We start from the raw sequence: 23,155 nt of genomic DNA on the forward strand, positions 1-23,155 counted from the left end.
TCTCACTTTTGTCATTAAATCGTGGTACAAAATCAAGCCAATAAATCCTTAAAATTCATTTAGTTATTGCATTTAAAATGGGAAATTATTCATGAAAAAGATGTTTATTGCCTCACTGCTGATCGCCACTAACGCCTGGGCGACTCCACAAATTATCGCTCACCGTGGCGGAACCGCCGATGCACCTGAAAATACGCTGCCGGCCATTACTCTGGCGCTGGAAAACCATGCTCAGGCTATCTGGATAACGGTGCAGCTCAGTCGCGACGGTGTTCCCGTGCTGTATCGTCCCAGCGATTTGAGTGCGTTAACCGGGGCTAAGGGAAAAGTGTCCCAGTACACCCAGGCAGAACTGGCGACATTTAATGCGGGTGCAAAATGGAAAGAGAACGTCCCCGATGCCACTATTCCGACGCTGAAAGCAGTACTTGAACGTTGGCCTGACACAGAGTTCTACATTGATATTAAATCTCCCGATGCAGATCCGGCAGAGATGGGCAAACAGCTGCTTACCGTGCTGAAAGAGACCAACAGCCTGAAGCGCGTGCGTGTGTACTCAACAGAAGATCGCTATCTGGAGGCGCTGCCAGCCGAAATCCCACGTTTTGTCACCCGCAGTGAAACGCGTACCCGGCTGGCAAATATCTCGCTTAACCATGTATGCCAGGCACCAGCAAAGAAAATGGATGCGTACTGGTACGGGCTGGAGCTGAACCGCAAGGTAGAAGTGGTGGAAAAATTCACGCTTGGCGAGGGTATTTCTCCGGCAACCCTGACGTGGGATAAAGAGGCGATGGACTGTTTCCGCTCTCAGGGGAAGGGGCACATAATTATGCTGGGTGTTAATTCCGCCGGGGATTACCAGAAAGCCAAAGCCCTTGGGGCAGACGGTGTGATGGTGGACTCTCCCGCCCAGGCCCGTGAGTGGCTTAAGTAAAAAAACAGGCCGCTTTTTGCGGCCTGATTATTTCAGAGTATCCTGTTCTGCTGGCGCTGCGCCTCACGTTCCATACGCTTTTTACGCGCATCGCACGGCTCAGGGCAATCGCAAACTTTCTCCATCCCCAGCGAGGAGATACCGCCGCAGCTGCCCTGAATGCTTTTGCGCTTAATCAGCCAACCGAGCGACATGCCAAATATCACCAGCACAAAGACGGCAAAAGTCAGCACGAAGGTCATCATCATTAGCCTCCAAAATCATCCAGCATGATGTTCTCATCTTCCACGCCCAGATCCTGCAGCATTTTAATGACCGCAGCGTTCATCATTGGCGGACCACACATGTAGAACTCACAGTCCTCCGGTGCGGCATGGTGCTTGAGATAGTTTTCATAAAGGACGTTATGAATAAAACCAGTATAGCCGGTCCAGTTATCTTCCGGCTGCGGATCGGACAGCGCAATGTGGAAGCTAAAATTAGGGTTATCCCGCGCCAGCTGCTCGAACTCTTCCTGGTAGAACATTTCGCGCAGCGAGCGGGCACCGTACCAGAAGCTGATTTTACGCTGGCTACCGAGACGCTTAAGCTGGTCGAAAATATGCGAACGCATTGGTGCCATTCCGGCCCCTCCGCCGATAAAGACCATTTCGGCGTCGGTCTCTTTGGCAAAGAACTCCCCAAACGGGCCGGAGATAGTGACCTTATCCCCCGCTTTCAGCGACCAGATGTAGGAAGACATGATCCCCGGCGGTGCGTCCGGCACGCCTGGCGGCGGCGTGGCAATACGCACGTTGAGCATGATGATGCCCTTCTCTTCCGGGTAGTTAGCCATAGAGTAAGCGCGCAAGGCCGGCTCTTTTGCCTCTGAAACAAAGCGGAACAGGTTGAATCTATCCCAGTCGCCGCGGTACTTCTCAGGCACATCAAAATCTTTATACGCGACAGTATGCTCCGGGCACTCGATCTGAATGTAGCCACCCGCACGGAAGGGTACGTCTTCACCCTCGGGAACCCGCAGCTTTAGCTCCTTGATGAAGGTGGCTTTGTTATCGTTGGAGATAACCTCGCACTCCCACTTCTTCACGCCGAAGATCTCCTCCGGCAGTTCGATCTTCATGTTCTGGCGCACCGCCACCTGGCAAGCCAGACGACAGCCCTCTTTCGCCTCACGTTTGCTGATGTGCGACAGTTCGGTCGGCAGAATATCACCGCCCCCCTCTTTAACAGTGACCCGGCATTGTCCGCAGGAGCCACCGCCGCCGCAGGCAGAGGAGATAAAAATGCCATTGCCAGAGAGCGTATTCAGCAGCTTGTCGCCGGCAGGCGTCAGGATCTGCTTATCTGCCTCATCGTTAATCTCAATGACCACATCGCCGGAATTCACCAGCTTTGACCGCGCCACCAGAATCAACCCCGAGAGCACCAGCACGATCAGCGTGAACATCACCACGCCAAGAATAATTTCCATAGATTTTGCCCTTACAGCTGCACACCGGAGAAGGACATAAAGCCCAGCGCCATCAAACCGGTGGTGATAAAGGTGATCCCTAAGCCGCGCAATCCGGCCGGCACGTTGGCATACTTCATTTTTTCGCGCAGACCCGCCATCGCCACGATAGCCAGCATCCAGCCAATACCAGAGCCGAAGCCGTACACCACCGACTCGGTAAAGTTGTAATCACGCTGCACCATAAACGACACGCCACCGAAAATGGCGCAGTTCACCGCAATCAGCGGCAGGAAGATCCCCAGCGCCGTATACAGTGACGGGAAGTATTTATCGAGGATCATCTCGAGGATCTGCACCAGCGCCGCAATTACCCCAATGAAGGTAATAAAGTTGAGGAAGCTCAGGTCAACGCCCTCAACCAGCGCACTGTCGCGCAGCACCAGGTTGAATACCAGATTGTTGATCGGAACAGCCAGCCCCAGAACCACCGTGACGGCAACGCCCAGCCCGAAGGCGGTCGATACCTTTTTTGATACCGCGAGGAAGGTACACATCCCGAGGAAGAACGCGAGCGCCATGTTTTCGACAAACACCGCGCGCACAAACAAACTAATATAATGAGCCATTGTCGGTTACTCCTTTTCCTGCTGTTCAGGACGCCAGGTTCTCACCGCCCAGATCAGCAAACCGATAATGAAGAACGCGCTGGGTGCCAGCAGGAATAAGCCGTTTGGCAGATACCAGCCACCGTTTTGTACCGTCTCCAGGACAGGGATGCCAAACAGTTTGCCGCTGCCAAGAAGCTCACGCAGGAAACCGACTGTCAGCAGTATCACGCCATAGCCAAGACCGTTGCCGATACCATCCATAAAGCTGGCCAGCGGCGGCATTTTCATTGCATAGGCTTCAGCACGTCCCATTACGATGCAGTTGGTGATGATCAGGCCGACAAAGACCGACAGCTGTTTTGAGGTTTCGTAGGCAAACGCCCGCAGCAGCTGATCCACCACGATCACCAGCGAGGCGATGATTGCCATCTGCACGATAATGCGCACGCTGTTCGGGATGTGATGGCGGATCATTGAGATGAACATGCTGGAAAACGCCGTCACCAGCGTCACCGCCAGGGTCATTACTACGGCGGTTTCCAGTTTTGTCGTGACCGCCAGCGCCGAACAGACCCCCAGCACCTGTAGGGTAATCGGGTTATTGGCGATGAGCGGCCCGATAAGAACCCGTTTAACTTCTTTCAGTTCGCCCACATCAGCCATTGTTCAGCTCTCCTTCACGTACCTTTTTAAGAAAAGGACCAAAACCCATCTCACCCATCCAGAAATCAAAGCTGTGCTGCACGCCGTTTGAGGTCAACGTAGCGCCCGACAGGCCATCGACAGCGTACTCATCGCCCGCACGCGCGCCCCCTTTCACCACTTTCAGCGCCGGCAGGCCGTTATCATCCAGCACTTTTTTGCCGACAAACTGCGCCCGCCAGGCTGGGTTTTCTACTTCACCGCCCAGCCCCGGCGTTTCGCCCTGGTCGTAGTAAGTGATGCCTTTGACGGTGCGGCCATCGGTGTTAAGCGCCACGAAGGCGTACATCATTGACCACAGACCGTTGCCATAGACCGGCAGAACCAGCTCCTGAACACGTTGTTGCTCATCCCGCACCAAATAAATTTCCGCCGTATTGCTGCGACGTTTAATGCCCGCGGGATCCTGGCTGGCGTCAAGTTCAGTGCTGCGCTGCGGATCTTTCAGCGCCTGGGCCTGGTTATAAGTGGAGGGATCGCTATCCAGCAGTTCGCCGGTATTGAGGTCCACCAGACGTGGCGTGATACGTGAGGCAAAAGTCTGCGCCACATCATCGGCGCTCATTTCGCCGTGCATCAGCCCCGCCACAGCCAGAATGTTACGTTGCTTATCCAGGGCGCGTTGCTCTTGCTGACGGGATTTAAGACCCACCGCAGATCCTGCAACCACAATGGAGCAGACCAGGCAAAGCACCACCACCACCATCAGCGTCTTGCCGATGCTGTCATTATTTTTTATCTCAGCCACGCGCCTTCCTCCGTTTGATGTTGGCACGCACCACCAGGTAATCGAACAGCGGCGCAAACAGGTTGGCGAACAGGATCGCCAGCATCATCCCTTCCGGATAGGCCGGGTTCACGACGCGGATAAGGACACACATCGCACCAATAAGCGCCCCGTAATACCATTTGCCTTTATTGGTAAAGGACGCCGAAACCGGATCGGTAGCCATAAACATCATGCCGAAGGCGAAACCACCCAGCACCAGATGCCAGTACCACGGCATAGCGAACATCGGGTTAGTTGCAGAGCCGATCAGGTTAAACAGCGTTGCGGTGAGGATCATCCCGAGCATAACGCCCGCCACAATGCGCCAGGAGGCGACGCGGCCAAACAGAATGATGGCCCCGCCAATCAGGATCATCAGCGTGGAGACTTCGCCTACCGACCCCGGAATGGTGCCGATAAAGGCATCAAACCAGCTGACCGGTTGGCCAGTGGCGTTGTTGACCAGCGCTTCACCGCCGCGAGCGGCCCACTGGGACAGCGGCGTCGCGCCAGAAAAACCGTCTGCGGCTGTCCAGACCAGATCGCCGGAGATTTGCGCCGGATAAGCAAAGAAGAGGAATGCGCGTCCGGCGAGGGCCGGGTTAAGGAAGTTGCGTCCGGTACCGCCGAATATCTCCTTCGCCATCACCACGCCAAATGTGATCCCCAGCGCCGCCTGCCACAGAGGTAAGGTAGGCGGCACAATCAGGGCAAACAGAATAGAGGTGACAAAGAAACCTTCGTTGATCTCGTGCTTACGCACGATAGCAAACAGCACTTCCCAAAAACCGCCGACCAGAAATACCGTCAGGTAGATGGGCAGGAAGTAGACCGCCCCGAGCGTCATCATGCTGAGCCAACCGGCATCCGCGGCAAAGCTCACGCCCAGCATCTGCGCCACCCGGTAATGCCAGTCCCCTGCGATAACCTGTTGAAGCTGCTGCGCATCATAAAGATGGTTCAGCGCCGGGATGGTTTGCAGACCAACGTTGTACATGCCCCAGAACATCGCCGGGAACACGGCGAACCAGACGAGGATCATCATACGCTTGAGGTCAATGGCGTCGCGCACGTGTGCGGCGCCTTTGGTAACCTGGCCTGGCGTATAGAAGACCGTCGTGGTCGCTTCAAACAGCGGGTAGTATTTTTCCAGCTTGCCGCCTTGCGTAAAATGCGGCTCCAGTTTTTCAATGAGATGTTTCAGGCCCATCAGTTATCCTTCCTGCTCAATGCGGGTTAACACCTCGCGCAATACCGGTCCGTATTCGTATTTTCCGGGGCAAACGTAGGTGCACAGCGCCAGATCTTCTTCATCCAGCTCCAGGCAGCCCAGCGCCTGAGCACTGTCAGTATCGCCCGCCAGCAGATCGCGCAGCAGCATGGTCGGCAGGATATCGAGCGGCATCACCCGCTCGTAGTTGCCGATGGGCACCATTGCCCGCTCGCCACCGTTGGTATCCGTGGAGAAGTTAAACAGCTTGTTACGCAGGAAATGACCAAGCGTTGTGCGGGTAACGGAGAACTTCTCTCTGCCTGGCATCACCCAGCCAAACAGCTCTTTCTCGCGCCCCTCTTTCACCACGCTGACCTGTAAATGAAAGCGCCCAAGATACGCCTGCGCGCCAACCGCATGCCTGCCACTCAGCACAGAGCCCGAAATATGACGGTTTTCGCCCTCCAGGGTTTCATCCACCAGCAGTTCGTTGATATCTGCGCCCATGCAGGTGCGTACCAGGCGCGGATTGCGCATCTGCGGGCCACCCAGCGCGATAACCCGCTCGGTGCAAAGCTGGCCTGTCATGAACAGCTTGCCGATAGCAATAACGTCCTGGTAGTTCAGATGCCAGACCTGTTTGGTCAGGCTGACCGCCTCCAGAAAATGGATGTGCGTGCCCACAAGCCCTGCCGGATGCGGCCCGGCAAAGGTATTGAAGGTGACTTGCCCCTGTGGATGCCCACCCAGTTTACCGCCATTTGCCTGGCAGACATGCACCTTGCCCTCCGTCAGACGCGTGAGCAGGGTCAGCCCGGCATCAAATGCCTGACGCTGCGCCAGAATGAGCGGCTGCGGGTCGGCGCTGAGCGGGTTGGTATCCATCGCGGTGACAAAAATAGCCGCCGGCACGGTGTCGGGCACCGGGGTTTTGCTGAAGGGACGGGTACGAAATGCCGTCCACAGACCTGATTCCAGCAGTTGAGATTGCACCGCCTCACGAGTGAGCGTGGAGAGCGCCGGAGTATCGTGGCGGGTAAACTCGCGCTCACCCTCACCTTCGATCCGGATCACCACCGATTGCAGCACACGGCGTTCGCCACGATTAATAGCGAACACCGTCCCGCTGGCAGGTGCGGTAAAGAGGACTCCAGGATTTTTTTTATCCTCGAACAGCGCCTGCCCCTTGATAACGCTGTCGCCTTCTTGCACCAGCATGGTGGGACGCATACCTACGTAATCGTCCCCCAGAATTGCAACATGACGGGGCATTGGGCAGGTCGAAATTTGCTGCTCGGGGATGCCGGAAATCGGCAAATCAAGTCCTTTTCTGATTCTAATCATAGTGTTAATTGATATCCATGAAAAACCGTTCCGGCCACGTGGCCGGACGAGTCAGAAGTCGTTGCACAGGAGAAGAAAGGCGGCAAGAAGTCGCTCATGGGACCAGCAGGATCGCGGATGATCCTGAAAACGCTCCCTTTCTTGACCTTCGGTCATAAGACGGGTGGAGTGTACCATTTTCACCCATCATGCGGCAGCGATAACGCAGCGGCGGGTGCTAAAATGCGACCGATTACGCAAAGTTCTCAATGCCAGCGGTATTGATCCAGGGTATAAGGTAAAACTATTTTGTAAACCGACGCGCTGACGCTTGCGAAAAAATGCAGTGGTGCTAATGTGAGCGCTCCTAATACAGATAAATCTGATTTCGGGTCTCTTTTGCCGTCCTGGCAAGTTGGTTAAGTTTTATCAAGGAACATGTAGTATGCGTAAAATCGCATTGTTCATTGCGATGCTTCTCATTCCGTGCGTTTCGTTTGCCGGGCTGCTCAGCAGCAACAGCTCAACGACGCCGGTTAGCAAAGAATACAAACAGCAGTTGATGGGCTCTCCGGTCTATATCCAGATCTATAAGGAAGAGCGCACGTTAGACCTGTTCGTGAAGATGGGCGAGACGTATCAGCTGCTCGACAGCTATAAAATCTGCAACTACTCCGGCGGCCTCGGCCCGAAACAGCGTCAGGGCGACTTCAAAAGCCCGGAGGGGTTCTACAGCGTTCAGCGTAACCAGCTCAAACCTGACAGCCGCTTCTATAAAGCCATCAACATCGGTTTCCCGAATGCCTTTGACCGTGCGCATGGCTATGACGGTAAGTACCTGATGATTCACGGTGCCTGTGTGTCAGTGGGCTGCTACGCCATGACCGACAGCGGTATTGATGAGATCTTCCAGTTTGTGACCGGCGCGTTGGTCTTTGGCCAGTCAGCCGTGCAGGTGAGCATCTATCCGTTTCGTATGACCGATGCCAATATGCAGCGTCATAAGAGTTCATACTACGCTGATTTCTGGAAACAGCTGAAGCCAGGTTATGACTACTTCCAGCAGACGCGTAAGCCGCCGACCGTTTCGGTGGTGGATGGACGTTACGTGGTCAGCAAGCCGCTGAGCCACGAAGTCGTCCAGCCACAGCTGGCGTCAAATTACGCGCTCCCCCAGACAAAATAAGATCCACTCGCCTGGCATGATTCTTTGCCAGGCCTCATTGCCCGTCAGCGGCTGAGTAGCGATAACCGTAACCACATCGTTGGGTGTGGTTTCGGTCTGAAAATCAATTTCCACATCCTGATCCAGCAGTTTTGCTACGCCAAACGGCGCCCGCCGGGTGATCCAGAACAGGTTCGTCGAGCAAAACGCCATCACATAACGCCCGTCCGACAGCAGCATATTAAAGACGCCTTTCTCTCGCAGCTCCATCGCCAGCGAGGCAATGTATTTAAAGACCGCTATCATGTTGCCCGGCGTGCGCGGATAGCGTTCGGTCAGCTTGTGCAGCAGCCAGCAAAAGGCCTTTTCGCTGTCGGTTTCACCCACCGGACGGAAGTTGCCCGTCTCCAGCGACTTATAGCCGCTCAACTGGCCGTTATGAGCGTAAGTCCAGTTGCGTCCCCACAGCTCGCGGGTAAACGGATGGGTATTTTCCAGCGCCACTTCACCGCGGTTAGCCTGGCGAATATGCGCCACCACCGAGCAGGATTTGATCGGATAGTCCTGCACCAGTTTGGCAATGGGTGAATTAAAGCTGGGTTGTGGATCTTTGAACGTGCGACAGCCTTTCCCTTCATAAAAGGTGATACCCCAGCCGTCTTTATGCGGCCCGGTTCCTCCACCGCGCTGCACCAGCCCGGTGAAACTAAAGCAGATATCGGTCGGCACATTGGCGCTCATCCCGAGCAGTTCGCACATACATCACCTCCACAACAGCGGGGGGCATGTTGTCCCCCGCGAAGTCTTACTTGACCATCTCTTTTTCGATCAGCTGAATCAGGATATGGATCACTTTGATGTGAATCTCCTGAATGCGGTCAGCGTAACCAAAGTGAGGCACACGAATTTCGATATCCGCGGTACCTGCCATTTTGCCGCCATCTTTGCCGGTCAGGGTGATCACTTTCATTCCCTTCTCGCGTGCCGCTTCAATGGCTTTAATGACGTTGCCGGAGTTGCCGGAGGTAGAGATCCCAAGCAGGACATCCCCTTCACGCCCTACCGCTTCGACATAGCGGGAGAAAACATAATCGTAACCAAAGTCGTTGCTCACGCAGGAGATATGGCTGACGTCAGAGATCGCAATTGCCGGGTAGCCCGGACGGTTTTCACGATAACGACCGGTCAACTCTTCGGCAAAGTGCATGGCATCACAATGTGAACCGCCATTGCCGCAGGAGAGCACTTTACCGCCCTCTTTGAAGCTGTCGGCCAGCAGAACCGCAGCGCGCTGAATAGCGTGGATATTGGCTTCATCTTTCAGAAAGTTGGCCAGCGTTTCCGCCGCTTCGTTCAGTTCGTTACGAATAAGATCCTGGTACATGAGGATAATCCTTCAGTATTGATGAAATAACAGAGCAAGTTTACCGGATAGCGCTAAAAGCGAGAAGCTAAAGCCGCGCGAATCATCGGGCGTTTTGCTTTTTTGTGCCGGGCAAAACCTGAACAATGTGAACCAGGTTGTAATTATTTTGTGAATGCATTGCTAAAAGAAATAACATCCACTACAACCATATCATCACAAGTGGTCAGACCTCCTACAAGACAGGGAGCAATTCTTTATGATGATTTTAAGTATTCTCTTAACCGTTGTTCTGCTCGGGGTGTTGTTCTACCACCGGGTCAGTTTAATGCTGAGCAGCCTCATCTTACTGGCCTGGACCGCTGCGCTTGGCGCGGGCGGTATCTGGAACGCCTGGGTGCTGGTTCCGCTGGCGATTATACTGGTGCCTTTCAACGTGACCTCTATGCGTAAGTCGTTGATTTCTGCACCTGTATTTCGTGGTTTCCGTAAAGTAATGCCGCCAATGTCGCGTACCGAGAAAGAGGCGATCGACGCAGGCACCACCTGGTGGGAAGGCGAGCTGTTCCAGGGCAATCCTGACTGGAAAAAACTGCATAACTATCCGCAGCCCCGTCTCACGGCTGAAGAGCAGGCGTTTATTGACGGCCCGGTTGAAGAAGCCTGCCGGATGGCGAACGACTTCCAGATCACCCATGAGATGGCCGATCTGCCGCCGGAACTGTGGGCATTTCTAAAAGAGCATCGCTTCTTCGCGATGATCATCAAGAAAGAGTACGGCGGGCTGGAGTTTTCTGCTTACGCTCAGGCTCGCGTGCTGCAAAAACTGTCTGGCGTCTCCGGGATCCTGGCGATCACCGTCGGCGTGCCTAACTCATTAGGCCCGGGTGAACTGCTGCAACATTACGGTACTGAAGAGCAAAAAAATCACTACCTGCCGCGTCTGGCGCGTGGTCTGGAAATTCCTTGCTTTGCACTCACCAGCCCGGAAGCGGGTTCCGATGCAGGCGCTATTCCGGATACCGGCGTGGTGTGCATGGGCGAGTGGCAGGGCGAGCAGGTTCTGGGTATGCGTCTGACCTGGAACAAACGCTATATCACGCTGGCGCCAATTGCTACCGTACTGGGCCTGGCGTTTAAACTCTCTGACCCGGACAAACTGTTAGGCGGTGAAGAGGATCTGGGCATTACCTGCGCGCTGATCCCAACCACTACCCCTGGCGTTGAGATCGGTCGTCGTCACTTCCCGCTGAACGTGCCTTTCCAGAACGGTCCGACCCGCGGTCAGGATATCTTTGTGCCGATTGATTACATCATCGGTGGCCCGAAAATGGCCGGTCAGGGCTGGCGCATGCTGGTGGAATGTCTGTCGGTTGGCCGCGGCATTACCCTGCCTTCAAACTCTACGGGCGGCCTGAAATCAGTGGCGATGGGGATTGGCGCTTACGCTCACATCCGCCGTCAGTTCAGGATCTCTATCGGTAAGATGGAAGGAATTGAGGAGCCGCTGGCACGTATCGCAGGCAACGCCTATGTAATGGATGCTGCCGCCTCCTTAATTACTTACGGCATCATGTTGGGCGAAAAACCGGCCGTGCTCTCCGCCATCGTCAAGTACCATTGTACCCATCGTGCGCAGCAGTCCATCATCGATGCGATGGATATTGCAGGCGGCAAAGGCATTATGCTGGGTGAAGGTAACTTCCTGGCGCGTGGCTATCAGGGTGCACCGATTGCCATCACGGTTGAAGGGGCAAATATCCTGACCCGCAGCATGATGATCTTCGGTCAGGGCGCGATCCGTTGCCATCCATACGTGCTGGAAGAGATGGCGGCCGCGCAGAACAACGACGTGAATGCCTTCGATAAGCTGCTGTTTAAACACATCGGCCACGTCGGCAGCAACAAAATGCGCAGCCTGTGGCTGGGCCTGACCCGCGGCCTGACCAGTGCCACCCCAACAGGTGATGCGACCCGTCGTTACTACCAGCATCTGAACCGTCTGAGCGCCAACCTTGCGCTGCTCTCTGACGTGTCGATGGCGGTGCTGGGCGGCAGCCTGAAACGCCGGGAACGTATCTCCGCCCGTCTGGGTGATGTGCTGAGCCAGATCTTCCTCGCCTCGGCGGTACTGAAACGCTACGACGATGAAGGCCGTCATGAAGCGGATCTCCCGCTGGTGCACTGGGGCGTGCAGGATGCGCTATATCAGGCGGAACAGGCTATCGATGATCTGCTGGCGAACTTCCCGAACCGGCTTGTGGCAGGCGCCCTGCGCGTGGTGATCTTCCCTACCGGCCGTCACTATCTGGCACCGTCCGATAAGCTGGATCATAAAGTTGCGAAGATTTTGCAGATCCCGAGCGCAACCCGCTCTCGTATCGGCCGCGGTCAGTATCTGACCCCAAGCGCGCATAACCCGGTCGGTCTGCTGGAAGAGGCGCTGCTGGATGTGATGGCTGCCGATCCGATACATCAGAAGATCTGCAAACAGCTGGGTAAAAACCTGCCGTTCACCCGCCTGGATGAGCTGGCTAAAGAGGCGCTGGCCGGCGGCATGATCAATAAGGATGAAGCAGATCTGCTGATTAAAGCCGAAGAGAGCCGTCTGCGCAGTATTAACGTTGATGATTTTGACGCCGAAGAGCTGGCGACACAGCCGGTAAAGCTGAACGAGATCGTGCGTAAACCTGAAGCTGCATAAGCGGTTTCAGCATGCAGAAACCCCGCCTCGTGCGGGGTTTTTTATTGCCACCCGTTTCTGTGATTGTCGTGCTACAGTGTCAAAATGTGGTTATTCGAGGAGTCTTAACTGTGCCTGGTTTGAAGATTACGCTTTTGCAACAACCGCTGGTGTGGATGGATGGTCCGGCCAACCTGCGCCATTTTGATCGTCAGCTCGAAGGGATCGCCGGACGCGATATTATTATCCTGCCTGAAATGTTTACCACCGGGTTCGCCATGGAAGCGGCAAAACAGTCTCTGCCGCAGGATGAACTGGTTGCCTGGATGCAGGCCAGAGCGCAGCAGACTCAGGCGTTAATCGCCGGTAGCGCGGCGCTGCAGACCGAACGCGGGCCGGTTAACCGTTTTCTGCTGGTTGAGCCTGAAGGTAAAGTGCACTTTTACGATAAACGCCATCTGTTCCGCATGGCGGACGAGCATCAGCATTATGAAGCGGGTAACGAGCGCATTGTCTTTGAATGGCGCGGCTGGCGCATTTTGCCGTTAGTTTGTTATGACCTGCGCTTCCCGGTGTGGTCGCGTAACCGTAACGATTATGACCTGGCGCTGTATGTTGCCAACTGGCCTGCCCCACGTTCGCTGCACTGGCAGGCGCTACTGACGGCCCGGGCCATTGAGAACCAGGCTTATGTCGCGGGGTGTAACCGGGTCGGTACTGACGGTAACGGACATCACTACCGGGGCGACAGTCGGGTGATTAGCCCGCAGGGTGAAATTATTGCCACCGCCGAGCCACATCACGCAACCCGAATTGATGCCGAGCTGTCGCTGACCGCGTTAAGAGAGTATCGGGAGAAGTTTCCTGCCTGGCAGGATGCGGATCCGTTTAATATCGGTTAACGGGGTGCCGGGCGGCGTAAAGGCTTGCCCGGCAGATTTTACCCGGCGATAAATGAGAAAGGCCTGAGTCATTGCTGACTCAGGCCTTCTGAATAGTGGCGGAACGGACGGGACTCGAACCCGCGACCCCCTGCGTGACAGGCAGGTATTCTAACCGACTGAACTACCGCTCCGCTGTGTTCCCTTGGGAACGAGGCAGATATTACGGTTTGCACTCGATCCCGTCAATGCTTTTTCTCTGCTTTTGAATCGTTTGCTGCAAAAACGATCCGAACGGTTATTTTACCAGCGTTTCAGCCGCTCTTAGCCGCGCCAGAGGCAGCTTCCGCCTTTCTTTTGAACCAGATCCAGACGGGATTCATGCGCCATTAACTCTTCATCGCTGGCAAGTATGACACGCAGTGCGCTGGACTTACGAATAATACGCTGAATTTCGCTCTCGCCGGACTGCTGCTGCGCATCGTTATCAGAGTTAAAGGCCAGAGCGGTCTGGCCGCCCGTCATGATCAGATAGACATCGGCCAGGATCTGGGCATCGAGCAGAGCACCGTGCAGCGTTCGTTTGCTGTTATCTATTTCATAGCGCGAGCACAATGCATCAAGGCTGTTCCGCTTACCGGGAAACATTTTCCTGGCCATTGCCAGACTATCGGTAACCTTGCAGAAGGCGTCTGTTTTCGGCAGGCCGCGGTTGAGCTTGCTGAATTCATAGTCCATAAAGCCGATATCGAACGAGGCGTTATGAATGACAAGCTCGGCGCCTTTGATGTAGTCGATGAATTCATCTGCGACATCGGCAAAGGTGGGTTTATCCAGCAGGAATTCATCTGCAATCCCGTGAACGCCAAAGGCTTCCGGGTCCACCAGCCGGTCTGGCTTCAGGTAAACGTGAAAGTTATTGCCGGTAAGACGGCGGTTAACCACCTCGACCGCACCGATCTCAATGATCTTGTGCCCTTCATAATGGGCACCGATCTGGTTCATACCCGTGGTTTCGGTATCGAGAACGATGATCCTGTCGGTGTTATGTGTGTCTGCAATACTCATTATGTCGGCCTGTTCTTTTTAACGACGACATTGTAAACAACCTGACCAGGCGTTCAAAGGCTAATTCACATGGACTTTATTTTGCAGTGCTGATGGCTGCCATTTATGTCAGACTTACCGTTTTGATTACAGGATGTCTGCCAGGATGCGTAAACAGGTAGAGATTTACACCGACGGCTCGTGCCTCGGCAATCCGGGCCCCGGAGGTTACGGCGCCATTTTGCGGTATCGCCAGCACGAAAAAACCTTTAATGAAGGCTTTCGCCTGACCACCAACAACCGCATGGAGTTGATGGCCGCGATTGTGGCTCTCGAGGCATTAAAAGAGCATTGCGATATTGTGCTAAGCACCGACAGCCAGTATGTGCGCCAGGGAATCACGCAGTGGATCCATAACTGGAAAAAACGCGGCTGGAAAACCGCGGACAAAAAACCGGTGAAGAATGTCGATCTCTGGCAACGCCTGGATGCGGCGCTCAGCCAGCATAAAATCCAGTGGGAATGGGTGAAAGGCCACGCCGGACACCCTGAAAACGAACGCTGCGACGAACTGGCGCGTGCTGCCGCACTCAATCCGCAGCATGAAGATGTGGGATATAAAGCAGAAGCCTGATCAGGGTTTACGGTACTGACGCGTGGCACCCACGGCAGGCCGCAACTGAGTTTTCGCTTTGCCTGGCTTCATGGGGTTGAGCGTAAGGGGAATGGTCCTCTTACGCGCCACAATTAACTGCATACAGCCCAGCGCCGGAAAATGCGTACTGAGCATCTTCCCCCCCTGTCGCGTCCAGGGGATCACCTGAAAACCGCTCTGGTACATCACCTCAAAATTGAGCAGCGAAAGCCAGTCCAGCTGACGCATCAGGGTGAACATACGACTGTTATACGGCGGGGTGCGACGCAACACCGGCACCAGCTTCCTGAGCCCCATCAGACTCATAGGGTTGAAACCGCTTATCACCAGCCAACCATCGTCAATTAACACCCGGTCAGCTTCGCGCAGCAGACGGTGCGGATCATCACACCAGGGCAGCGAATGCGCCAGCAGGCATGCATCAACCGACTTCTCGGCAAACGGCAGCTGCAGCGGATTAGCCTTGACCTGGACAGGCTCTCCGCTCAGCGAAACATTGACCTGATGCGAAATCGCGCAGCTTTCAGAGTTGATTTCCGCGCTCAGATTGCCAATCTTAAGCAGGTGAAAACCATACATTTTCGCAAACCAGGGCTTAAGCTGCTGCTCAAGCGCTTCACGATAGTATTCACCCCAGGGCAACTCCGCCCAGTGTTTCGGTGCGGTAACAATCTGAGGTATCCTTGCCGGTTTCATCAAAACACCCGCCACGCTATGAGAGGTAATGTATGAATCTTAACAGTATTTCTGCTTTTCAGGACAATTACATCTGGGTTTTAACCAATGATGAAGGCCGTTGCGTGATTGTCGACCCTGGCGAGGCTGAGCCAGTGTTGAAAGCCATTGAGCAAAACCAGTGGCAGCCAGAAGCGATTATGCTGACGCACCACCACCATGACCATGTAGGCGGCGTGGCGGCGCTCTGCGCAAAATTTCCGCATCTTGTGGTATACGGCCCCGCTGAGACACAAGATAAGGGTGCTACACGCATAGTAAAAGATGGAGAAAAGATCCTCATTCTTGCGTTGGAGTTTTCGGTTATTGCCACACCGGGTCACACTTCCGGACATATTTCGTACTTTAGTTTCCCTTATCTTTTTTGCGGCGACACGATGTTCTCTGGCGGCTGCGGAAGACTCTTCGAAGGCACGCCAGCCCAGATGTATCAGTCCTTCCAGAAAATTAACGCCCTTCCTGAAGAGACTTTGATTTGCTGCGCACATGAATACACTTTAGCGAATATGAAGTTTGCGATGCACATTCTACCGGAGGATGTCGCGATTAAGGATTATTACCGCAAAGTGAATGAGTTACGTGCAAAAAACCAAAAAACACTTCCCGTAACTCTGAAAAATGAACGTAAAATTAATTTATTTTTAAGGACAGAGGATCTTGATTTAGTTAATAAAATTAAAGAAGAAACAAATATGTTACAACCTGAAGAATGTTTTGCATGGTTAAGGGCAAAGAAAGATGACTTCTGACAATTGCGTGTTGCCTTTTTAATTATTCGTCGTTATCATCGCTCGTCTTTTAAGCAACTATTGACACACACATGAAGGCAAAAGCGATATTACTCGCCTCTGTCCTGCTTGTGGGTTGCCAGACGTCACAGAACACTGGCAACGTACAACAGCACGCACAGAGCCTTTCTGCAGCTGGTCAAGGGGAAGCAGGGAAGTTTACAAGTCAATCGCGATGGGCAGACGATGGGACGTCTTTCGCACAGGATCAAGACTTGTGGGTCTCTATTGGCGACGAGCTAAAGATGGGGATTCCGGAAAACAGCCGGATTCGCGAACAGAAACAGAAGTATTTAAGCAATAAGAGCTATCTCCACGATGTAACTTTACGGGCAGAGCCGTATATGTACTGGATAGCAGGGCAAGTTAAGAAACGTAACATGCCCATGGAACTGGTACTACTACCCATAGTGGAGAGCGCTTTTGACCCACACGCAACGTCTGGCGCCAAGGCCGCAGGTCTTTGGCAGATCATACCGAGCACAGGGCGCAATTATGGTTTAAAACAGACCCGCAACTACGATGCGCGTCGTGATGTGGTCGCCTCGACGACTGCCGCTCTCGACATGATGCAACGTCTGAACAAGATGTTTGACGGTGACTGGTTGCTGACTGTCGCTGCGTATAACAGCGGTGAGGGTCGTGTACTGAAGGCAATGAAAGCGAATAAAGCACGGGGTAAACCTACCGACTTTTGGTCGCTTCCACTGCCACGGGAAACCAAGCTATACGTACCAAAAATGCTGGCTTTGAGTGAAATTTTCAAAAACAGCAAACAGTACGGCGTGAAGCTGCCGACCTCGGACGAAAGTCGCGCGCTGGCGAAAGTACGTATCAGCAACCCTGTTGAGTTGAAGCAGGTTGCTGATATGACAGGTATTTCAGTTACCAAACTGAAAGCCTTTAACGCCGGCATAAAGGGGTCGAAGGTGGGTTCCAGCGGGCCGAAGTACGTTCTGGTGCCGCAGAAACACGCTGAACAGTTACGGGTGTCTCTGGCTGCGGGTGAAATCGCTGAGGTTCAGTCTACGCTGCTCGCGGATAATTCACCGCTTAACAGCCGTAGCTACCGGGTACGTTCAGGCGATACGCTTTCAGGCATTGCATCACGTCTTGGCGTGAGCACCAAAGATCTGCAGCAGTGGAACAAACTGCGCGGCTCTACCCTGAAAGTGGGTCAGAACCTGACGATTGGCGCGGGTACCAGCGCGCAGCGTCTCGCCAATAATAGCGATAGCATTACCTATCGCGTACGTAAAGGCGATTCGCTTTCCAGTATTGCTAAGCGTCACGGCGTGAACATCAAAGATGTGATGCGCTGGAACAGCGATACTGACAATCTGCAGCCTGGCGACCGGATAACGCTGTTTGTAAAAAACAACGCCACACCGGACTCCTGATTACAGCAACCTGATGTAAAAAAGGCACCGATTCCCCTCGGTGCCTTTTTTGTTTAGCCTGCCTTTTGCGCCTCAGCCAGGATGGTATCACTGGTAAAAGAGCCTTCTTCCTGCAGTTCAAAGTACGCTTTAACCTCTGCGGAGGCACTGTCCTGATATAACCGAATCGCCTGGCTCAACGCCTCTGGCGTGCGCATACGGGCAATCCATGAAGAAAACTCCAGCGTTAACCTGTCAGTCTGCAGCGACCGTGAAATCAAACCGGCATCGGTGAACATGGATAACCACTCACCGCTGGAATAATTGCGGACATGCGAGGTGTCCCGCAACGCTTCTACCGTTTGTAACCAGATATCACGTACCGGGTGGCCCGGCGACATAATATCCATGATGATAACCGTACCGCCCGGCTTCAATACCCGTTTAACCTCGCGCAACGCCTGGCCGACATCATGCCAGTGGTGCGCCGAATAGCGGCTGATAACAATATCAAACGATTGATCATTAAAGGGTAATGATTCTGCGTAACCCTGACGAGTGGTGATATTATCCAGCCCCTTCTCGCTGGCGGCAGCGGCAACGACGTCCAGCATCTGGCTCGATAAGTCGTATGCCGTAACATGAGCCACCTGCTGCGCCGCCACGAAGCTTGCGTGCCCCGCCCCGCAGCCTAAATCAAGGACGCTGGCCTCCGGAAAATCGGCCAGACGTTCAGCCAGACGCTGCAGATCGCGCCCGGATGCGTGTACCGCACTCGTCAGATAGGCCTTAGCCTGAGAACCAAACTGTTTTTCTACGTTGTCATGATGGGACTGTGTAGTCATTTTACTGTCCTTCGGTTGATGGAAAATAAAGGGCAGCACCCGTGCAGGCCTGCCCTACGGCAGACCTGACGCACCTCTATCTCTCAGGTTTGCCGGGACTAAATTCAACAAGTAGCGGATTGTGATCGGATGCGCGAGTCACCAGCACAGAGGCTTCGCTCACGTTCAGACCACGGTAGAAGACAAAATCGAGGGGGCGACCAAAAGCCTTGCGCCGCTGATCATCGGTAAAACGTACTTCGCGAAGCGACATCTCACGCGCAAAGCGATATAGCGCATTCATTCGCGGGCGGCTCCAGGCATTGAAATCGCCAGCCATCACCACCGGGCCGCTGTGATGCGCAATCTGATCGCCGATCGGCAATAACTGTTTGCTGTAGACGTCCACGCCGAGACTGAAGTTGACCGCGTGAATATTCACTACCATCAACAGACGAGTATCAGGCAGCGGGTAGACGGTAACCAGGGCGGATTTCGCCAGACGCAGAAGCGGTTCACGTTCACGCAGCGGGCAGCAATAGACGGGATGCGCGGCGGAGAGCGTCATCACCCCTGACGGATGCTGGGGCAAGACAAACGCCGGGACCTGATCGGCTGCGAGATAGTTGGTGGTGGCAAACCTTACCAGCTCAGGCGTGGTTTGCGCCTCCTGCAACAGCACCAGGTGAGCATCTTTACCAAAATTCTGCAGGACCGATAACCATTCCGCGCGCTGCTGTTTGAAAATATTCCATACAAGCACCCGGATTTTTTCGTCACTGCTTAAAGGCGCACCCGCAGGTAATGCCTGGCCAATGCTCGCAAACGACCCCGGAGGTAAAATTCGCTCCGCTGGCTGTCCGGCAACATAACGCATGGCATAGGTATTTTTTCGCACGGTGTGAAACGACCTCTATAAGACAGAACCCGTCCAGAAACAGGAGCGGGTTCTAATGTTATAGGGTTTTCAGCTCACACTTTCAACGCAATTACTGAGAAACTACTCTCTTGTTTTGTCAGTAAGTACTTACATTATGTTATCCCAGGGCAACGCGTGCAGGCTTATCCAGACGCCCGCTCAGGCCGATCAGCAGAAACGCCACGAGAACGATAACAGCCCCTATCCAGGGCGTTTGCGCCAGCCCGAAATGTTCTACCGTCTGCCCACCAATAACCGATCCCAGTGCGATACCGACATTAAACGCGGCGATATTGAGACCGGAAGCGACATCCACTGCGTTGGGTGTATAGAGTTCGGCTTTCTGAACCACGTAGACCTGCAGACCCGGTACGTTACCAAAGGCAAAGATCCCCATCACCAGCACGGTCGCCAGCGCGGCATACTGCATGGAGGCGGTGAACTGGAAGACCAGCAACAGCACAACCAGGGCGGCAAAAATAATTTTCAGTGCCGGCACAGCGCCATGCTTATCGGCCAGTTTGCCACCCCAGATATTACCGATCGCCACCGAGACGCCATAGCCCAGCAGGATCCAGCTTACCGCGCTCGGTGAGAATCCCGCCAGGTCCTGCATCATAGACGCCAGGAAGGTAAATGCGGTAAACACACCGCCGTAGCCCAGCGCGGTAATGGCATAGATCATCAGCAGGCGGGGATGGGTCAGCACCTTCAGTTGATCGCGCAACGTCGCTGCAGCGCGTCCTGGTATATTTGACGGGATCAGCACCAGACTGCTAATTAAGGCGATTACCCCCAGCAAAGAGACTGCAAGGAAGGTTTCACGCCAGCCAAAATGTTGTCCGATAAAGGTGCCCAGCGGTACACCCGTCACCAGCGCGACGGTTAAGCCGCCAAACATGATGGCAATGGCTGAGGCCGCTTTCTCTTTTGGCACCAGACTCGTCGCAATGGTCGAGCCGATGGAGAAGAAGACGCCATGAGCCAGCCCCGTCAACAGGCGGGCAATGACCAGCGTCGTGTAATCAGGCGCTTGCCAGGCAAGAATATTGCCCGCGGTGAAAAGCACCATTAACGCCATCAACAGCTGTTTACGCGGCAGGTGGCCTGTAATTGCAGTCAGTACCGGGGCGCCGATAGCCACGCCGAGGGCATAGATGGATACCAGTAAACCCGCGGAAGGCAGTGAGATGGCAAGTTGGCCAGCAATCGTAGGGACCAGACCTACAATAACAAATTCAGTAGTGCCAATTGCAAAGGCACTGATCGTCAGGGCAAGTAGCGCCAGAGGCATAAAAAACTCCGTGTCATCAGGATTAAGATGACACGGAGTATGCGCCAGTGTTTAAATAACAAAAATGCTCAAAGTATCAATATAATTTTGCGGATAAAGCAACAATGAAAGCAACCTCTGAGGAACTGGCGATATTTGTCGCCGTCGTAGAGAGCGGCAGTTTTAGCCGCGCTGCCGAACAGCTGGGACAGGCTAACTCTGCCGTAAGCCGATCGGTTAAAAAGCTGGAGATGAAGCTGGGTGTCAGCCTGCTCAACCGGACAACCCGGCAGCTAAGCCTGACCGAAGAAGGCGAGCGCTATTTCCGTCGCGTGCAGTCCATCCTGCAGGAGATGGCCGCCGCAGAAACAGAAATCATGGAAACGCGCAGCACGCCACGCGGACTGCTGCGTATTGATGCTGCCACGCCCGTTGTGCTGCATTTCCTGATGCCTTTAATTAAACCTTTCCGCGAGCGTTATCCAGAAATGACGCTCTCTCTGGTCTCCTCAGAAACCTTTATTAACCTGATCGAGCGCAAGGTAGATGTCGCGATCCGCGCCGGCACGTTGACTGATTCCAGCCTGCGGGCTCGTCCTCTGTTTACCAGTTATCGCAAAATTATCGCCTCTCCGGCCTATATTGCCCGTTTCGGCATGCCAGAGACAATCGATGAGCTTAAACAGCATCTGTGCCTCGGCTTCACTGAGCCGGTATCGCTAAATACCTGGCCCGTCGCCTGTCATGATGGCCAGCTACATGAAGTGGTCTGCGGTTTATCATCAAACAGCGGCGAAACGCTTAAGCAGTTATGTCTTGAAGGAAATGGTATTGCTTGCCTGTCGGATTACATGATTGATAAAGAGATTGTGCGGGGTGAATTAGTCGAGCTGATGGCGGATAAACGCCTGCCGGTTGAGATGCCTTTCAGCGCGGTCTATTACAGTGACAGAGCGGTAAGTACCCGGATTCGGGCATTTATAGATTTTCTGAGCGAGCATGTAAAACAGCTCCCGAAGGAGCTGTAAGAGGGTTCAGGGTACAGAGGGAGGGTTAGATTAATCCCACTTCGGCGCCAGACCTTCCGGGCTAACCAGACGATCGTTGCAATCGAGCGCCGCGATCGCCTTTTTATCATCCTGATCCAGTTTCAGATTCAGTGCTAACAGGTTGCTCGCCAGATTTTCACGTTTGGTTGAAGATGGGATCACTGCATACCCCTCCTCCATCGCCCATGCCAGAATAACCTGCGCTGCGGTTGCATTATGCTTGGTAGCAATGCGCAGAATGGTTTCGTCTTTCAGCGCCTTGCCGTAAGCCAGCGTCATATACGAGGTAATGTGGATGCTGTGCTGCTGCGCCCACTCCACTACCTGTCGGTTTTGCAGATAAGGAGAAAGTTCGATCTGGTTGGTGGCAATATTGTCTGCGCCAACTGCGGCAATCGCCTTTTCCATCAATGGGATAGTAAAGTTAGAAATACCAATTTTACGCGTCAGTCCCTGGGCTTTAGCTTCCAGCAATGCCAGCATGAATTCTTCAACGGATACTGCATCATTCGGCGATGGCCAGTGGATCAAGGTCAGATCGACATAATCCGTACGCAGTTTTTTCAGGCTCTCTTTCAGGCTTGGGATTAATTTCTCTTTGCTAAGGTTATCAATCCAGATCTTAGTGGTGATAAAAAGTTCGTTACGCGGTACGCCGCTCTCTGTGAGAGCCTGCCCGACAGCGGCTTCATTGTCGTAAATTTGAGCAGTATCGATCGTGCGATAACCCAGTTCCAGCGCGGTTTTAACGGATGCGATAACAACGTCGTCTTTCAGGCGGAAGGTGCCCAGACCGAATGCAGGGATAGCCATGTAATTCCTCTTTTATTCATCATGTCTGTTAATAAAGAGGATTATCGCTACTGGCTGTATGTGAAAAAAGATCGTATTAAGCAGAGGATTTTTGCGATTAAAGCAATAATCAGATAACAGGCAAGAAAAAAGCCCTGAGCGTTAGCTCAGGGCTTCTAAAAAGTGGCGGAACGGACGGGACTCGAACCCGCGACCCCCTGCGTGACAGGCAGGTATTCTAACCGACTGAACTACCGCTCCACCGTATTTGTTGTAATCACCAGATATTGTTCCGGTTTATTACGTAATTTGATGCCTGGCAGTTCCCTACTCTCGCATGGGGAGACCCCACACTACCATCGGCGCTACGGCGTTTCACTTCTGAGTTCGGCATGGGGTCAGGTGGGACCACCGCGCTACAGTCGCCAGGCAAATTCTGTTATCTGTATCAGCTGAAAATCGTCTCAAACCCACCGAAACAGCTTCGGCGTTGTAAGGTTAAGCCTCACGGTTCATTAGTACCGGTTAGCTCAACGCATCGCTGCGCTTACACACCCGGCCTATCAACGTCGTCGTCTTCAACGTTCCTTCAGGACC

22 protein-coding genes, 2 tRNA genes, 2 rRNA genes and 1 pseudogene are annotated in these 23,155 nt (G+C 53.8%); 8 read left to right on the plus strand and 19 right to left on the minus strand.

Translation table 11 applies throughout. From position 1 onward, the window contains the following. Positions 1 to 91: 91 nt before the first annotated feature. A complete protein-coding gene (locus MXM41_RS17175) occupies positions 92 to 937 on the plus strand; it encodes a glycerophosphodiester phosphodiesterase family protein (RefSeq protein ID WP_325933272.1) in 846 nt (281 codons plus the stop codon). Positions 938 to 969: 32 nt separating this feature from the next. Here MXM41_RS17175 and nqrM read toward each other — a convergent pair whose 3' ends face one another. Genes nqrM through MXM41_RS17210 form a run of 7 tightly spaced genes read right to left on the minus strand, consistent with a single transcriptional unit; the run spans position 970 to position 7,026 of the window. Beyond that, on the minus strand, positions 970 to 1,185 hold the full coding sequence (gene nqrM, locus MXM41_RS17180) for a (Na+)-NQR maturation NqrM (protein ID WP_325933273.1): 216 nt from the start codon (positions 1,183 to 1,185) through the stop codon (positions 970 to 972). Beyond that, positions 1,185 to 2,408 carry an NADH:ubiquinone reductase (Na(+)-transporting) subunit F gene (gene nqrF, locus MXM41_RS17185; RefSeq protein WP_325933274.1) on the minus strand — a complete coding sequence of 408 codons (1,224 nt, stop codon included), beginning with the start codon at positions 2,406 to 2,408 and terminating at the stop codon, positions 1,185 to 1,187. The genes nqrM and nqrF overlap by 1 nt, the downstream gene beginning before the upstream one ends. Before the next feature lie 11 nt (positions 2,409 to 2,419). After that, positions 2,420 to 3,016, minus strand: a complete 597-nt coding sequence (gene nqrE / locus MXM41_RS17190) for an NADH:ubiquinone reductase (Na(+)-transporting) subunit E (RefSeq protein ID WP_039032088.1) — start codon at positions 3,014 to 3,016, stop codon at positions 2,420 to 2,422. Between the two features lie 6 nt (positions 3,017 to 3,022). After that, the gene (locus tag MXM41_RS17195; protein WP_325933275.1) at positions 3,023 to 3,661 is read right to left on the minus strand and encodes an NADH:ubiquinone reductase (Na(+)-transporting) subunit D; all 639 of its coding nucleotides are present in this window, start codon (positions 3,659 to 3,661) and stop codon (positions 3,023 to 3,025) included. Further along, the gene (locus MXM41_RS17200) at positions 3,654 to 4,448 is read right to left on the minus strand and encodes a Na(+)-translocating NADH-quinone reductase subunit C (protein WP_325933277.1); all 795 of its coding nucleotides are present in this window, start codon (positions 4,446 to 4,448) and stop codon (positions 3,654 to 3,656) included. Before MXM41_RS17200 ends, MXM41_RS17195 begins: the two co-directional genes overlap by 8 nt. Then, positions 4,441 to 5,679 (minus strand): NADH:ubiquinone reductase (Na(+)-transporting) subunit B, encoded by a 1,239-nt coding sequence (locus MXM41_RS17205; RefSeq protein WP_325933278.1) that lies wholly within the window; start codon positions 5,677 to 5,679, stop codon positions 4,441 to 4,443. The genes MXM41_RS17200 and MXM41_RS17205 overlap by 8 nt, the downstream gene beginning before the upstream one ends. A 3-nt stretch (positions 5,680 to 5,682) precedes the next feature. After that, a complete protein-coding gene (locus MXM41_RS17210; RefSeq protein WP_325933280.1) occupies positions 5,683 to 7,026 on the minus strand; it encodes a Na(+)-translocating NADH-quinone reductase subunit A in 1,344 nt (447 codons plus the stop codon). A gap of 424 nt (positions 7,027 to 7,450) precedes the next feature. Between MXM41_RS17210 and dpaA the strand changes: the two genes are divergently transcribed. Next, complete coding sequence (dpaA, locus tag MXM41_RS17215) at positions 7,451 to 8,191, plus strand: peptidoglycan meso-diaminopimelic acid protein amidase (RefSeq protein WP_325933282.1); 741 nt, start codon at positions 7,451 to 7,453, stop codon at positions 8,189 to 8,191. Here the strand turns inward: dpaA and MXM41_RS17220 are convergent. Then, positions 8,162 to 8,929, minus strand: coding sequence for a class II glutamine amidotransferase (locus tag MXM41_RS17220; protein ID WP_325933283.1), 768 nt, complete (start codon positions 8,927 to 8,929; stop codon positions 8,162 to 8,164). The genes dpaA and MXM41_RS17220 overlap by 30 nt on opposite strands. 46 nt (positions 8,930 to 8,975) lie before the next feature. Next, the gene (lpcA, locus tag MXM41_RS17225) at positions 8,976 to 9,554 is read right to left on the minus strand and encodes a D-sedoheptulose 7-phosphate isomerase (protein WP_325933285.1); all 579 of its coding nucleotides are present in this window, start codon (positions 9,552 to 9,554) and stop codon (positions 8,976 to 8,978) included. A 238-nt stretch (positions 9,555 to 9,792) separates the two neighbouring features. Here lpcA and fadE point away from each other — a divergent pair, with 238 nt between their 5' ends. Both fadE and MXM41_RS17235 read left to right on the plus strand, forming a co-directional pair. After that, complete coding sequence (gene fadE / locus MXM41_RS17230) at positions 9,793 to 12,237, plus strand: acyl-CoA dehydrogenase FadE (protein ID WP_325933286.1); 2,445 nt, start codon at positions 9,793 to 9,795, stop codon at positions 12,235 to 12,237. Between the two features lie 110 nt (positions 12,238 to 12,347). Further along, the gene (locus MXM41_RS17235) at positions 12,348 to 13,118 is read left to right on the plus strand and encodes an amidohydrolase (protein ID WP_325933287.1); all 771 of its coding nucleotides are present in this window, start codon (positions 12,348 to 12,350) and stop codon (positions 13,116 to 13,118) included. Between the two features lie 96 nt (positions 13,119 to 13,214). Here MXM41_RS17235 and MXM41_RS17240 read toward each other — a convergent pair. Together MXM41_RS17240 and dnaQ are read right to left on the minus strand one after the other, a co-directional pair. Next, positions 13,215 to 13,291: transfer RNA gene (locus MXM41_RS17240), tRNA-Asp, on the minus strand. Between the two features lie 130 nt (positions 13,292 to 13,421). Further along, a complete protein-coding gene (gene dnaQ / locus MXM41_RS17245) occupies positions 13,422 to 14,165 on the minus strand; it encodes a DNA polymerase III subunit epsilon (RefSeq protein ID WP_325933288.1) in 744 nt (247 codons plus the stop codon). Between the two features lie 145 nt (positions 14,166 to 14,310). On the opposite strand from dnaQ, the gene rnhA reads away from it, so the two are divergent. Further along, positions 14,311 to 14,778 carry a ribonuclease HI gene (gene rnhA / locus MXM41_RS17250; protein ID WP_325933289.1) on the plus strand — a complete coding sequence of 156 codons (468 nt, stop codon included), beginning with the start codon at positions 14,311 to 14,313 and terminating at the stop codon, positions 14,776 to 14,778. Here the strand turns inward: rnhA and MXM41_RS17255 are convergent, their stop codons facing one another. Next, positions 14,779 to 15,495, minus strand: coding sequence for a class I SAM-dependent methyltransferase (locus MXM41_RS17255; RefSeq protein ID WP_325933290.1), 717 nt, complete (start codon positions 15,493 to 15,495; stop codon positions 14,779 to 14,781). A gap of 32 nt (positions 15,496 to 15,527) precedes the next feature. Here MXM41_RS17255 and gloB point away from each other — a divergent pair, with 32 nt between their 5' ends. After that, complete coding sequence (gene gloB, locus MXM41_RS17260) at positions 15,528 to 16,283, plus strand: hydroxyacylglutathione hydrolase (protein WP_325933292.1); 756 nt, start codon at positions 15,528 to 15,530, stop codon at positions 16,281 to 16,283. A gap of 71 nt (positions 16,284 to 16,354) precedes the next feature. Beyond that, positions 16,355 to 17,722, plus strand: a complete 1,368-nt coding sequence (gene mltD, locus MXM41_RS17265; RefSeq protein WP_325933294.1) for a murein transglycosylase D — start codon at positions 16,355 to 16,357, stop codon at positions 17,720 to 17,722. A 53-nt stretch (positions 17,723 to 17,775) separates the two neighbouring features. Here mltD and MXM41_RS17270 read toward each other — a convergent pair whose 3' ends face one another. The 3 genes from MXM41_RS17270 to MXM41_RS17280 form a co-directional block, all read right to left on the minus strand. Then, the gene (locus MXM41_RS17270; protein ID WP_325933295.1) at positions 17,776 to 18,546 is read right to left on the minus strand and encodes a class I SAM-dependent methyltransferase; all 771 of its coding nucleotides are present in this window, start codon (positions 18,544 to 18,546) and stop codon (positions 17,776 to 17,778) included. A gap of 76 nt (positions 18,547 to 18,622) precedes the next feature. After that, positions 18,623 to 19,423: an endonuclease/exonuclease/phosphatase family protein gene (locus MXM41_RS17275; RefSeq protein WP_039032074.1), complete on the minus strand. Its 801-nt coding sequence runs from the start codon at positions 19,421 to 19,423 to the stop codon at positions 18,623 to 18,625. A 139-nt stretch (positions 19,424 to 19,562) separates the two neighbouring features. Next, on the minus strand, positions 19,563 to 20,738 hold the full coding sequence (locus tag MXM41_RS17280; protein ID WP_325933298.1) for an MFS transporter: 1,176 nt from the start codon (positions 20,736 to 20,738) through the stop codon (positions 19,563 to 19,565). Between the two features lie 104 nt (positions 20,739 to 20,842). Between MXM41_RS17280 and yafC the strand changes: the two are divergent. After that, positions 20,843 to 21,774 (plus strand): annotated as a pseudogene (gene yafC / locus MXM41_RS17285) (DNA-binding transcriptional regulator YafC). Between the two features lies 1 nt (position 21,775). Here the strand turns inward: yafC and dkgB are convergent. The 4 genes from dkgB to MXM41_RS17305 form a co-directional block, all read right to left on the minus strand. Then, positions 21,776 to 22,579 carry a 2,5-didehydrogluconate reductase DkgB gene (gene dkgB / locus MXM41_RS17290; protein WP_325933300.1) on the minus strand — a complete coding sequence of 268 codons (804 nt, stop codon included), beginning with the start codon at positions 22,577 to 22,579 and terminating at the stop codon, positions 21,776 to 21,778. A gap of 163 nt (positions 22,580 to 22,742) precedes the next feature. Beyond that, positions 22,743 to 22,819: transfer RNA gene (locus MXM41_RS17295), tRNA-Asp, on the minus strand. Between the two features lie 53 nt (positions 22,820 to 22,872). After that, positions 22,873 to 22,988: ribosomal RNA gene (rrf, locus tag MXM41_RS17300) — 5S ribosomal RNA — on the minus strand. Positions 22,989 to 23,052: 64 nt separating this feature from the next. Beyond that, positions 23,053 to 23,155: ribosomal RNA gene (locus tag MXM41_RS17305) — 23S ribosomal RNA — on the minus strand; the annotation flags it as partial.

It is taken from the genome of Leclercia adecarboxylata (assembly GCF_035787115.1).
Classification (GTDB): domain Bacteria; phylum Pseudomonadota; class Gammaproteobacteria; order Enterobacterales; family Enterobacteriaceae; genus Enterobacter; species Enterobacter adecarboxylatus_E.